The organism is Pseudomonas sp. BE134, assembly GCF_031456105.1.
Taxonomy (GTDB): Bacteria; Pseudomonadota; Gammaproteobacteria; order Pseudomonadales; family Pseudomonadaceae; genus Aquipseudomonas.
The window spans coordinates 1-12,782 of the sequence record NZ_JAVDUA010000005.1 but is presented as its reverse complement, the minus strand read 5'-3'; the positions used below and the strand labels follow the sequence as shown (position 1 = coordinate 12,782).

The 12,782-nt window shown below is 57.6% G+C and carries 11 protein-coding genes and 1 pseudogene; 2 read left to right on the top strand and 10 right to left on the bottom strand.

What is annotated here, in order from left to right:
- Nucleotides 1–65 precede the first annotated feature (65 nt).
- The 10 genes and pseudogenes from J2Y56_RS05970 to J2Y56_RS05925 form a co-directional block, all read right to left on the bottom strand.
- Nucleotides 66–2,027 carry a DUF4105 domain-containing protein gene (locus J2Y56_RS05970; protein WP_310333244.1) on the bottom strand — a complete coding sequence of 654 codons (1,962 nt, stop codon included), beginning with the start codon at nucleotides 2,025–2,027 and terminating at the stop codon, nucleotides 66–68.
- Nucleotides 2,024–2,344: a DUF2388 domain-containing protein gene (locus J2Y56_RS05965; protein ID WP_007947891.1), complete on the bottom strand. Its 321-nt coding sequence runs from the start codon at nucleotides 2,342–2,344 to the stop codon at nucleotides 2,024–2,026. The genes J2Y56_RS05970 and J2Y56_RS05965 overlap by 4 nt, the downstream gene beginning before the upstream one ends.
- Before the next feature lie 27 nt (nucleotides 2,345–2,371).
- A pseudogene (locus J2Y56_RS05960) lies at nucleotides 2,372–2,521 on the bottom strand (Holliday junction resolvase); the annotation flags it as partial.
- Between the two features lie 56 nt (nucleotides 2,522–2,577).
- A complete protein-coding gene (locus J2Y56_RS05955; RefSeq protein ID WP_007947888.1) occupies nucleotides 2,578–2,895 on the bottom strand; it encodes a DUF2388 domain-containing protein in 318 nt (105 codons plus the stop codon).
- A gap of 340 nt (nucleotides 2,896–3,235) precedes the next feature.
- Nucleotides 3,236–3,451 (bottom strand): DUF1127 domain-containing protein, encoded by a 216-nt coding sequence (locus tag J2Y56_RS05950; RefSeq protein WP_007947887.1) that lies wholly within the window; start codon nucleotides 3,449–3,451, stop codon nucleotides 3,236–3,238.
- A 319-nt stretch (nucleotides 3,452–3,770) separates the two neighbouring features.
- Complete coding sequence (locus tag J2Y56_RS05945) at nucleotides 3,771–5,264, bottom strand: acetyl-CoA hydrolase/transferase family protein (RefSeq protein WP_310349204.1); 1,494 nt, start codon at nucleotides 5,262–5,264, stop codon at nucleotides 3,771–3,773.
- Nucleotides 5,265–5,478: 214 nt separating this feature from the next.
- A complete protein-coding gene (locus tag J2Y56_RS05940) occupies nucleotides 5,479–6,912 on the bottom strand; it encodes an NAD(P)(+) transhydrogenase (Re/Si-specific) subunit beta (RefSeq protein WP_007947885.1) in 1,434 nt (477 codons plus the stop codon).
- Nucleotides 6,912–7,235, bottom strand: a complete 324-nt coding sequence (locus J2Y56_RS05935; RefSeq protein ID WP_007947884.1) for an NAD(P) transhydrogenase subunit alpha — start codon at nucleotides 7,233–7,235, stop codon at nucleotides 6,912–6,914. Before J2Y56_RS05935 ends, J2Y56_RS05940 begins: the two co-directional genes overlap by 1 nt.
- A gap of 15 nt (nucleotides 7,236–7,250) precedes the next feature.
- Nucleotides 7,251–8,372 (bottom strand): Re/Si-specific NAD(P)(+) transhydrogenase subunit alpha, encoded by a 1,122-nt coding sequence (locus J2Y56_RS05930; protein ID WP_007947883.1) that lies wholly within the window; start codon nucleotides 8,370–8,372, stop codon nucleotides 7,251–7,253.
- Nucleotides 8,373–8,807: 435 nt separating this feature from the next.
- Nucleotides 8,808–9,707 carry a LysR family transcriptional regulator gene (locus tag J2Y56_RS05925; RefSeq protein ID WP_007947882.1) on the bottom strand — a complete coding sequence of 300 codons (900 nt, stop codon included), beginning with the start codon at nucleotides 9,705–9,707 and terminating at the stop codon, nucleotides 8,808–8,810.
- Between the two features lie 158 nt (nucleotides 9,708–9,865).
- Between J2Y56_RS05925 and J2Y56_RS05920 the strand changes: the two genes are divergently transcribed.
- Nucleotides 9,866–11,047 (top strand): acyl-CoA dehydrogenase, encoded by a 1,182-nt coding sequence (locus J2Y56_RS05920; protein ID WP_007947881.1) that lies wholly within the window; start codon nucleotides 9,866–9,868, stop codon nucleotides 11,045–11,047.
- Nucleotides 11,048–11,060: 13 nt separating this feature from the next.
- The gene (locus tag J2Y56_RS05915; protein WP_007947880.1) at nucleotides 11,061–12,281 is read left to right on the top strand and encodes a CaiB/BaiF CoA-transferase family protein; all 1,221 of its coding nucleotides are present in this window, start codon (nucleotides 11,061–11,063) and stop codon (nucleotides 12,279–12,281) included.
- The last annotated feature ends 501 nt before the right edge of the window (nucleotides 12,282–12,782 follow it).

Genomic DNA, 12,782 nt, shown 5'->3' with positions numbered 1-12,782 from the left:
GCCTCGCGGCACAGAGTAAACAGCAAGACAAAGGGCTTCAGAACTGTGTTCTGAAGCCCTTTTTTCTACGGCAGTTCCAACCCGCCTGCTGCTTTGTGCAGTTTCCTCAAATGCTCGCCAACTTGCCTCAAGTTGGCTTCATTGGCGGCCATTTCGGCCGCGCGATCCGGGTCGAGCAGCGCCCGCACTTCTTTGTCCAGGTCCCCCGTCAGCGCCAGCAACTGCTTTTGGCGCTGGTTGCTCTCCGACTCCAGGCGTTGCCACTCGCTAGGTTGGGGCAATCCATATCCGCCGCTACCGAGCAATTCAGCCGGACGGCTAAGGTAGCCGCTATTGGCGAGAATCTGTTGCAAGGCCGCATCGGCCTTGTCCATGCCGCCGTTTTTCAGATTCCGAGCGCCGAGGTAGCGCTGTTTTACTTCGTCCTGGGCCAACAGCATTTGTTGGCGGAAGGCTGCCTGCTCCAACAGCAGCAATGCGGCACTGGCGCGCAGGTCTGCCTGTTCGAACCATTGCCGGCGCTCAACCGCTTTCAATGCCAGCCAGTCTTCGACTTTGTCCTGCTTGATCGGCACGCGCTTTTTCAGCACATCGAACATGGCCTGATACCGGTCGCGAAAGGAATCGAAACGATAGCCCAGCCGGAGCGCTTCGCGTGGGTCGTCAAGCACGCTGGTATCTGCCAGTCCGCGACCTTTGAGCACTGCCAGCAGGCCGTTTGGCATGATGTTATCCAGCCCGACCAGTTGTGGATGGTTGGTGGCGCTGCGTAGCAGTTTCAGGTCTTCTACCGCACAGTTGTTCGACAGGAAAAAGTAATTGCCGTCGTAACTCCAGTGCATCTCGGCGGCATGTTCCACGATACCTTCGATTTCGCTGCGCGACAGGTTCAGCGGCACCGAGGCCACACTGCGCAGTTCGGTCTTGGTGTATTCGTCGATGACCTGGGAGAGCGGCAGGACAAACAGGCGCGACGGGTATTTACCGACAAGTCCGCCCCAACTCGAAAGCTGCACGTCACCGACAAAGGCGCGGTAGGACAAGGCCAGATGCTGGTCAAGATCAAGACGGCAGTCAGGGCCTCGTGGTCGCCCGGGTGCACATATGACCAAGCGCAACATGCTGTGGCCCCAGCGGCTGACCCAGTTCTGATTGGCTTCCGCCAGCAGATAGTCGATGGCGTAGACCCGTTCCGGATCGACCTGCCCCAAGGGTTGCTTGGCGAAGTCATTGCCGGCGTTGAGGAAGGCGACGGTGTTGGCGCAGGTGTCTTTGGACGCCGGTGCCCAGCCAAAGTGTTCCTGGTAGTAGCGATACAGCGCCGGACGGCGACAGGCATAGCTCGGGTCGAGGAGGAAATACTCCATGTTGACCGCGACGAACTCTTTCGGACTGCTCGTTTCGTAAATGTCCGGGCTGCGGGCGATCTGTCGGTTGTGCTGTTCACGCTCGCCGCGACGGCCGACATATTGTGGCCAGCCTGCAAGGTCGAGCAGGCGAGGATCGTCGCTGAGAGTAAAGCGTCGATTGGTCTGGCCACGGCACTGATCGGGAATCCCTACCAGTCCTGAGCTGCTGCTGCGCCGGGTGCAGTGTTGAATCAGTTTGCGCTCAGCGTCTGGCCACAGGCGCGAGCGATCGTAAATGTGGGTGAGTTCGTGCAGCACCGTGGCGAGCATTTCACGGCGGACAGTGCCATGAGGGCGATTGGTCTTCTTGCTTGCGGCACTGCCATCGGTGAGGCTGGCGAGCAGGTTACGGTTCAAGTCGAGTCTGGATACCAGCGACGCCTGGCCGTAGGCATTGCTCGGCATGTCAGCGGTCCAGCCGACATCAATACGCCGATCCAGTTGCTCGATGAACCGCGGCGGCAGCGCCTGCATGGCTTCATCGAGCAGTGCCTGACTGGCTTGCTGTTGAGCCGGGCTAAGACCTTGCGTCATGAGCTGCAATTGCAGGCTGGCGTTGGCCGTGCTGCCGAACAGCATCATGACCCCGGCCAGCAGCCAGGCGGCTGACGGCCTCACAGTGCGAGGATGGCTTCGGCGAGTACCTGGTCACTGGCGTCCCGCGCTTGCGGCACGCGATCGCGCAGGGTAATGAAAGCTGCTTCAAGGTGCGCGCCGCGGATATCGCCATTGCTGGCGACGAAACTCGCTGCATCGTCGTGTGCCTCGCGAATGATCTTCGAGTCACGGATGGACGTGGTGGTATCAGAGGTGAAATCAAGCGTGCGCTGGGTGGCACGAATGAGAATGTTACTGGTGGCAACCAGGGTTTGGGCCTGGGCCACATCGGCCAACAACAGCAGGCCAAGGGTGGCAGCAATCAGCGGGTTACGCATGGAACGACTCCGGGGAAACAGGGATAACTATTGGACGAGAATTGCTTGCGCCAGTTCAAGGTCGCTTGCATGAAGTTTTGGCTGGGTATGAGTGGCGAGCAGCAGTTTACGGTCGAAGGGCGCGGAGGTCACCAGACTGGAGCCATAACCACCGGCCTCAGTGCCTTTAGTAAAAAGCAGGCAGTGCCGAAACATGGGGACACGCAGGGCGTGTCCCACGTCAGTGCTATCGCTTAAATGGTCAGAATCGCCTGCGCCAACTGTGCGTCTGTTGCATTCAGTTGTGGGGCCTGATGGCGAATGTGATCGAGGGCGCTTTCGAGTTTCACCCCCCGGATGGACCCTTCGCTGGCAACGAAGCTGGCGGCATCATCACGGGCAGCCAAGACAATCTTGTCGTCCTTGAACGAAGACGTGACATTGGACGTTGCATCTGACGTGGCTTTGAGTGCGTTTACGACAGCATCGGTGGTCACGATAAAACTGGTGGCGTGGGAATTGGCAGCCACGGCAAGCAGGGCTGCAGCGCTGAGCAGGCGAAGTCGGGACATGGGGTAACTCCTTTGGATAAATCGATTGTGAGGTGGTGAGGTAGCAACTGGATCAGACACCGCTCGCCACGTTCTGGTTTGATATTAGGCCTGCTTTTATTCTTTCGCACTGTCCGGTCTGTTCAGTCAGTCATTCATGGCTAAGCAGACACTTTCTATTGAAAGTGTACTGTACAAATATTGGGTTCGACGAACTGTATCTGTATGCCGTGGGGGCGGTTGTTTTGGGGAGAAAAACACGAAAACGACAAAGCCCGTCGTGGTTTCCCACGACGGGCTTTGTTTTTTCAATCTGGATTGCTGGCAGTGGACCCGATAGGTCAGGGCCAGCGACGCTAACTTAGCGCCAGAATGGCTTGCTCAGCTCTTCGTAACGCTGTGCTTCGCTAATCCCTGCGTCAGCCAGCAGACGCGAATCCAGGCGAGCCAGTTGATGGCGGCTGGAGATGCGGCGCTGCCACAGCATCAGGTTGGCGATAACGCGCAGAGGCATGGAAGCCTGGGTTTTTGCAGCAGTGTCTTCGAAGAACAGGTCGGAACTGAGTGTACGTTCCATGATTGACATCCTTCCGCTTGTGGCGGGATTAGGTAGTGGTTTAACTGGTGCCCATGATCCTCTCGTTTGCCTAGTCTCTGTAGATACAGTTCATCTGTATTGTGAGGGACCAGTTAACTGTTAATAGGCGGTGTACTGGTCCAAATAGAGGCAACTGTACCTGTCTGCACCGTTGTGGTGCGTTTTCGTTCGTGTGGCTGGAAAAGGTAGGTTCTTTCGGTAGGAAATGACCGGTACAGCAGTACAGTTTTCAACAGTTTTTTGTCTGGCAACAGCAGGCTGACGAAACTGTGTTTGCGTCAGCTGCCATCTGTACCAATTACACCTTGAGCATGCGCCCCGTTTCTTCCAGATTTATGTGCCAGCTCAGCGCGTCACGCAGGATATGCGGCGTGTGCCCGCCAATCGCACAAGCTGCGGTGAAGTAGTCGTCCAGAGCCTGGCGATAGTCCGGGTGCACACAGTTGTCGATGACGACCCGGGCTCGTTCCCTGGGTGCCAGCCCGCGCAAGTCCGCCAGGCCGATCTCGGTGACGAGGATGTCGACGTCATGCTCTGTGTGATCAACATGGCTAACCATGGGCACGACACTGGAGATCGCGCCGCCCTTGGCGATTGATTTGGTGACGAAGACGGACAAATGCGCATTGCGCGCGAAGTCGCCTGAGCCTCCAATACCGTTCATCATCCGTGTACCGCAGACATGGGTGGAGTTGACGTTGCCATAGAGATCGAACTCCAGCGCCGTGTTGATGCCGATGATGCCAAGTCGGCGTACCACTTCAGGGTGGTTGGAGATTTCCTGTGGGCGCAGCACCAATTTGTCTTTATAGCGCTCGAGGTTGCCAAACACGTCGGTATTGCGTCGGCTCGAGAGTGTGATCGAGCTGCCCGATGCAAAAATCAGTTTGCCGGCGTCGATCAGGTCGAATGTCGAGTCCTGCAGCACCTCGGAGTACATGGTCAGGTCTTCGAACGGCGAATCAAGCAGGCCGCACATCACTGAGTTGGCAATGTTACCGATGCCGGCCTGCAAGGGGCCGAGCTTGTTGGTCATGCGCCCCGCGGCCACTTCCTGTTTGAAGAAGTTGATCAGGTGGTTGGCAATCGCCTGGGTTTCAGTGTCCGGTGGCATTACGGTGGACGGCGAGTCCGATTGATTGGTGATCACGATCGCGACGATCTTCTCTGGCGGGATCGGGATGGCGGTGCTGCCAATGCGGTCATCGACCTTCACCAGCGGAATCGGCGTTCGGGTTGGACGGTAGGTCGGGATATAGATGTCGTGTAGGCCTTCGAGATTCGGGTTGTGCGCCATGTTGATCTCGACGATCACGTGTTTGGCGAAAATCGCGAAGCTGGCCGAGTTGCCGACTGACGTGGTCGGCACGATATGGCCGTGCTCGGTGATCGCCACCGCTTCAATCACCGCGAGGTCGGGCAACTTGAGTTGCTGGTTGCGCAGTTGCTCTACGGTTTCCGAGAGGTGCTGGTCGATGAACATCACCTCGCCCGCATTAATGGCCTTGCGCAGGGTGCTGTCCACCTGGAATGGCATGCGTCGTGACAGTACGCCGGCTTCGGTGAGTTGTTTGTCGAGGTCGTTGCCCAGGCTGGCGCCGGTCATCAAGGTGATTTTGAGCGGCGAGACCTTCGCGCGCTCGGCCAGTGCCTGGGGAACGGCTTTCGCTTCGCCGGCGCGGGTGAAGCCACTCATGCCAACGGTCATGCCGTCCTCAATCAGAGCGGCGGCGTCGGCGGCACTCATCACTTTATCCAACAAGGAAGGCAGGCGAATACGGTCACGGTACATGGGATGTTATCTCGGGCAACGGGTAGCAGGGCGTGCAGTCTAGTGAATTGCACCGACTTCTGTCCCGCTACCAAGGTCGCAAATGAGGTGTCTATTCCGGGCCTTTCGAGCAAAACACCATTACCGGATCGGTAACAAAAGCGTAGTGTTGTCTGACGTATTGCGCAAACAAAAACGCCCCGACGAGTCGGGGCGTTCTGTGTGCCGCTGAAGATTACTCGACGGCTTTGACCATGTCTTCGATGACTTTCTTGGCGTCGCCGAACACCATCATGGTCTTGTCCAGGTAGAACAGTTCGTTGTCCAGACCGGCATAACCGCTGGCCATCGAGCGTTTGTTGACGATGATGGTCTTGGCTTTGAACGCTTCCAGAATCGGCATGCCGGCAATCGGCGATTTCGGATCGTTCTTCGCGGCCGGGTTGACCACGTCGTTGGCGCCCAACACCAGCACCACGTCGGCTTGGCCGAACTCGGAGTTGATGTCTTCCATCTCGAACACCTGGTCGTAAGGCACTTCGGCCTCGGCGAGCAAGACGTTCATGTGGCCAGGCATCCGACCGGCAACCGGGTGGATTGCGTACTTCACGGTCACGCCGCGATGGGTCAACTTCTCGGTCAGTTCTTTCAGCGCGTGCTGCGCCCGTGCAACCGCCAGGCCGTAGCCCGGCACGATGATCACGGTGTCGGCGTTGGTCAGCAGGAAGGTCGCGTCGTCAGCCGAACCGGATTTGACCGGGCGAGCTTCCTGGGCGCCGGCTGGACCTGCATCGGCCGTGTTGCCGAAACCGCCGAGCAGCACATTAAAGAACGAACGGTTCATCGCCTTGCACATGATGTACGAGAGGATCGCACCGCTTGAGCCCACCAGCGAACCGGCGATGATCAGCATCGAGTTGTTCAGCGAGAAGCCGATACCGGCCGCGGCCCAGCCGGAGTAGCTGTTGAGCATCGACACGACGACCGGCATGTCTGCACCGCCAATCGGGATGATGATCAGCACGCCCATGACGAAGGCCAGGGCTAGCATCAGAGCGAAAGCGCCGAGGTTGCCAGTCAGCATGAAGGTGATGCCCAAGGCCAGGGTTGCAACACCCAGCAGCAGGTTCAACTTGTGCTGACCGCTGAACTGTACCGGTGCGCCCTGGAACAGGCGGAACTTGTACTTGCCCGACAGCTTGCCAAAGGCGATCACCGAACCGGAGAAAGTAATTGCACCGATGGCAGCGCCGAGGAACAGCTCCAGGCGGTTGCCGGCAGGAATCGAGTCGCCCAGTTGCTTGACGATGCCCAGGGACTGCGGCTCAACGACAGCAGCAATGGCGATGAACACGGCGGCCATACCGATCATGCTGTGCATGAAGGCGACCAGTTCCGGCATCTTGGTCATCTCAACGCGCTTGGCCATGATCGAGCCAGCGGTGCCGCCGACCAGCAGGCCAACGATAACGTAACCGATCCCGGCGGTGGCCAGCTCAGCGCCCAGCTTATAGATGAGGCCTACGGTGGTGAGAATCGCCAACGCCATGCCGAGCATGCCGTATAAATTGCCACGCCGGGACGTGGTTGGGTGCGACAGGCCTTTGAGGGCCTGGATAAAGCAGATCGACGCGATCAAGTAGAGCGTCGTGACAAGGTTCATGCTCATTACTTGGGCGCCTCTTCTTTTACGACTTTCGGGGCTTTTTTCTTGAACATCTCAAGCATTCTGCGGGTGACCAGGAAGCCACCAAACACGTTCACCGCCGCCAGAGCCACCGCCAGGGTGCCCATGGTTTTGCCCAGAGGCGTGACGGTCAGCGCCGCTGCCAACATGGCGCCGACGATCACGATTGCCGAGATGGCGTTGGTCACGGCCATCAATGGCGTGTGCAGTGCAGGTGTAACGTTCCAGACCACGTGATAACCGACATAAATCGCCAGCACGAAGATGATCAGGTTGTAGATACCGGGGGAGATAAGCTCTTCCATCGTCTGAATCCCTGCTTAGGCGTTTTTGCGGATGACTTGGCCGTCGCGGCACATCAGGCACGCGGCGACGATGTCGTCTTCTAGGTTCACTTCGAACTGGCCTTCTTTGTTGAAGACCAGCTTCAGGAAGTCCAGCAGGTTGCGTGCGTACAGGGCCGAAGCATCTGCCGCCACCGCGCCGGCCAGATTGGTCGGGCCGCAAATGGTCACGCCATTCTCAACCACCACCTGATCCGCTACGGTCAGCGGACAGTTACCACCCTGAGCGGCCGCGAGGTCGATGACCACCGAGCCAGGCTTCATCTGTGACACGGTTTCCGCGCTCAACAGCGTCGGTGCCTTGCGACCCGGAATCAGCGCAGTGGTGATGACGATGTCAGCCTGTTTGGCGCGTTCATGCACGGCCAGGGCCTGACGTTGCATCCAGCTGGCCGGCATTGGACGTGCGTAACCGCCGACACCGACAGCGCATTCGCGCTCTTCATCGGTTTCGTACGGCACGTCGACGAACTTGGCGCCCAGGGATTCGATTTGTTCCTTCACCGCCGGACGTACGTCCGAGGCCTCGATCACTGCGCCCAGACGCTTGGCGGTCGCAATGGCCTGCAAACCTGCCACGCCTGCGCCCAGAATCAGCACGCGCGCCGCTTTCACAGTGCCCGCAGCGGTCATCAGCATCGGCATGAAGCGTGGGTAGTGATGAGCGGCCAACAACACGGCTTTATAGCCGGCGATGTTCGCCTGGGAGGACAACACATCCAGGCTCTGCGCACGGGAAGTGCGTGGCGCGGCCTCCAGCGCGAAGGCGGTAATGCCGCATTCGGCCAGCTTGGCGATGGTTTCATTGCTGAACGGATTGAGCATGCCCACCACAACGGTGCCGCTTTTAATCAGCGTCAGTTCGCTGTCGCTGGGAGCGACCACCTTGAGAATCAGCTCGGCCCCAAACGCATCGTTGGCGCTGCCAATCGTTGCGCCTGCCGCTTCATAAGCACTGTCGACAACGCTGGCATTGATGCCGGCGCCGCTTTGCACAGTGACCTTATGACCTTGGCCGATCAGCTTCTTGATGGTTTCCGGGGTTGCAGCAACCCGTGTTTCACCCGTCTGGGTTTCGAGAGGAACACCAATGTGCACGTCAAATCTCCTGCGTGATCTTATTGAGTAAACCCAGGCACTTCGGATGGTGCGGCTGGGGCGGCCGATCAGCACGATCCCGCCGAATCAGGGCGGGGCGCGGCATTTTGCAGGCGAACTTTGTGCCCTTCAAGGGATTATGACGGGTGACGGAAAATTAACTACAAGTCACCCCGTGACCGAATGTCGCAACTGACGGGCTCAATCCCTTGCGGGCCGTGACTTGTAAGGGGTTTTGTCGTAATTCGGTAAATTACATATCTTTACCGTGAATGAGGCGTCATTGCCTTCCTATGGAGGCTCAAAGCCACGTCGTCAGGCGCTTGTGGGACGTTTGTGCTCCTTCTCCGTACAGTCTCTTCAGATGCGACATATAGTTATATCTGTAGGGCTTTTATTTTATTGACTACGAGGTCAGTTATTTGGCTTGAGCCTTTATCCCTCTAGGTTGTAGCTGTGCGCCTGATTGAGCAGCCAGTCGCGAAATGCCTTCAAAGAGGCCGATTCCACCTTTCGCTCGGGAATCATCAGGTAGTAAGCCTTGATACTCGACAACGCTTGCGTGTTGGCAATCACCAGGCGCTTCTCCGCCAATTCGCGCTGAATCAGGAACGGTGGGATCAGCGCAATCCCCATGTCGTGCATCGCGGCTTGAGCGAGCATGGAGAATAGCTCGTAGCGCGGTCCTGTCATGTCCCGTGGGATATTCAGGTTCTTTGAGTTGAACCATTGGCGCCAGGCATAGGGGCGTGTGGTCTGTTGCAACAGAGGCAGTTCCGCTATTTCAGCGGGCGACAGGTGTGTCTGCTTGCCCAGTAGGGCAGGACTGCACACCGGCATCGGATTTTCACCCATCAACCTGTGGGACTCGGTGCCTGACCAATCGGCGTCGCCAAAGTAAATCGCAGCATCAAAATCGGTGTCGGCGAACAGGAAGGGGCGCGTGCGGTTGGTGAGGTTCACCGTCACTTCCGGGTGCTTGTGTTGAAAGTCTTTAAGTCGTGGGAGTAACCATTGGGTGCCAAAGGTCGGAACCACTGCCAGTTCAATCACGTTGGCGCCCTGTTGCCCCATCACCGACAGGGTGTCCCGTTCCACCGCATCGAGTTGTGTGGCCACGCGGCGGCTGTAGGAAAGACCTGCTTCCGTCAACTTCACCCCGCGCCGTGAGCGTCGGAAAAGTTCGACGCTGAGGAACTCCTCCAGGCTGGCGATCTGCCGGCAAATGGCGCCCTGTGTCAGTGAAAGCTCCTGGGCGGCCTTGGTAAAGCTTTCGTGGCGTGCGGCCGCTTCGAAGCTGATCAGGGCTGTCGTGCTGGGGATTTTCCTGCGCATGTACGGCAACCTCACTAATACATCGCATAAAAGCTATCTTGCGATGTTTCGGAGTGAGAAATTAGCACAACAGTATGCAAAATCCTCGTTTGCCGTAAAGCCGAACCCGGCCTAGGATCAGTCCACGTAATTTGACCCTGATTCGAGAGGACACACTCATGGGTGGTAAAGCGAGCTTCAACTGGATCGATCCTCTGCTGCTGGATCAACAGCTCACTGAAGAAGAACGCATGATTCGAGACACTGCCGAGCAATTCGCTCAGCAGAAACTCGCACCGCGCGTTCTCGAAGCTTTCCGCCATGAGAAGACCGACCCGGCAATCTTTCGTGAAATGGGCGAAGTCGGCCTGTTGGGTGCAACGATTCCAGAGCAGTACGGTGGCAGCGGGCTGAACTACGTCAGCTACGGCCTGATTGCTCGTGAGGTCGAGCGTGTCGATTCCGGTTACCGCTCGATGATGAGCGTGCAGTCTTCGCTGGTGATGGTGCCGATCAACGAATTCGGTACCGAAGCCCAGAAGCAGAAATACCTGCCAAAACTCGCCACCGGTGAGTGGATTGGTTGCTTCGGTCTGACAGAGCCAAACCACGGTTCCGACCCGGGCGCGATGATTGCTCGTGCGCGCAAAGTGGAAGGCGGGTACAGCCTGACCGGAAACAAGATGTGGATCACCAACAGTCCGATCGCTGATGTGTTCGTGGTCTGGGCTAAAGATGACGCTGGCGACATTCGTGGCTTCGTTCTGGAGAAGGGCTGGAAAGGCCTGAGCACTCCCGCGATTCACGGCAAGGTTGGCTTGCGTGCGTCCATCACCGGTGAAATCGTCATGGACAACGTATTTGTCCCTGAAGAGAACATCTTCCCGGACGTCCGTGGTTTGAAAGGTCCATTTACCTGCCTCAACTCCGCACGTTATGGCATTTCCTGGGGCGCACTGGGTGCTGCCGAGTTTTGCTGGCACACCGCTCGCCAGTACACCCTGGATCGTCAGCAGTTCGGTCGTCCACTGGCTGCCACTCAGCTGATCCAGAAGAAACTGGCTGACATGCAGACCGAAATCACCATGGCGCTGCAAGGCTGCCTGCGCCTGGGGCGAATGAAAGACGAAGGCACTGCGGCGGTCGAAATCACTTCGATGATGAAGCGCAACTCCTGCGGCAAGTCCCTGGACATCGCTCGTATGGCTCGCGACATGCTGGGTGGTAACGGCATCTCCGATGAGTTCGGTGTCGCCCGCCATCTGGTCAACCTGGAAGTGGTGAATACCTATGAAGGTACCCATGACGTTCACGCGCTGATTCTCGGTCGTGCGCAAACTGGCATCCAGGCGTTCTATTAATAGGAGAACGTCCATGGGCGCGCTTTCGCATCTGCGGGTACTGGATTTGTCGCGAGTATTGGCCGGGCCTTGGGCCGGGCAGATCCTTGCGGACCTTGGCGCTGAGGTGATCAAGGTCGAGCGCCCGGGCAATGGCGATGACACGCGCGCCTGGGGGCCTCCTTTCCTTAAAGACGCCTACGGTGAGAACACCAGCGAGGCCGCCTATTACTTGTCGGCCAATCGCAACAAGCAATCGGTCACCATCGACTTCACGCGTGCGGAAGGTCAGAAGTTAGTGCGGGAGTTGGCGGCCAAGTCGGACATCCTGATCGAAAACTTCAAGGTCGGTGGTCTGGCAGCTTACGGGCTGGACTATGAGTCGCTCAAGGCGGTCAATCCGAATCTGATTTACTGCTCGATTACCGGGTTTGGTCAGACGGGGCCCTACGCCAAGCGTGCGGGCTATGACTTCATGATTCAGGGCTTGGGTGGCCTGATGAGCCTGACGGGGCGACCGGAAGGGGATGAGGGGGCAGGGCCGGTGAAAGTCGGTGTGGCGCTGACAGACATCTTGACCGGTCTCTACTCGACGGTGGCGATTCTGGCCGCGCTTGCGCACCGGGATCACGACGGTGGCGGCCAGCATATCGACATGGCATTGCTGGATGTCCAGGTCGCGTGCCTGGCCAACCAGGCAATGAACTACCTGACGACAGGCAACGCACCGAAGCGCTTGGGTAATGCCCATCCGAACATCGTGCCCTATCAGGACTTTCCTACGGCGGATGGCGACTTCATCCTTACCGTGGGTAACGACGGTCAATTCCGCAAGTTTGCCGAAGTGGCGGGGCAGCCGCAGTGGGCGGACGACCCGCGCTTTGCGACCAATAAGCTGCGGGTAACGAATCGTGCTGTATTGATTCCGCTGATCCGTCAGGCAACGGTGTTCAAGACCACTGCCGAGTGGGTGTTACAGCTTGAGCAGGCTGGCGTGCCATGTGGCCCGATCAATGATCTGGCTCAGATGTTTGCTGATCCTCAGGTCAAGGCGCGTGGGCTGGCAATTGAGATGCCTCATTCGTTGGCGGGGAGCGTGCCGCAGGTGGCGAGCCCGATTCGTCTGTCCAAGACCCCGGTGGAGTATCGCAATGCTCCTCCGTTGCTGGGTGAGCATACGCAGGAGGTTTTGCAGCGCGTGCTGGGGTTGGGGGCTGGGGCGGTAGCTGCATTCAAAGAGTCTGGGGTGCTTTGAGGATCCGTTCTATATAGAGGAGGGTGGTTTGCTCCTCTATATAGAGAGGAATCGGGTTGTTTTCCGCCTTTTTGCAAGTTATTGATAGAGAAGCCAAATCAATGCTTGACGGCAGATTCTGGATGTCTATAATTCGCCCCACTTCCGGCGCAGTCGAAACGGAAAACTCCTTGGCAAACAAAGAGTTACGCAGTTTTCGACAGCAGGCGGCTTCAGTTCATCGAAGCCCGAAAGGAAGTTGAAAAAGAGGTGTTGACAGCAGCGTGTAACGCTGTAGAATTCGCCTCCCGCTAACGAGAGATCGAAAGCGCAAGTGGTTGAAGTTGTTAAAGATTTCCAAGCGAAACTTTGAAAACTTCTGAAAATAACCGCTTGACAGCAACAGAGGCTGCTGTAGAATGCGCGCCTCGGTTGAGACGAAAGATCTTAACCAACCGCTCTTTAACAACTGAATCAAGCAATTCGTGTGGGTGCTTGTGGAGTCAGACTGATAGTCAACAA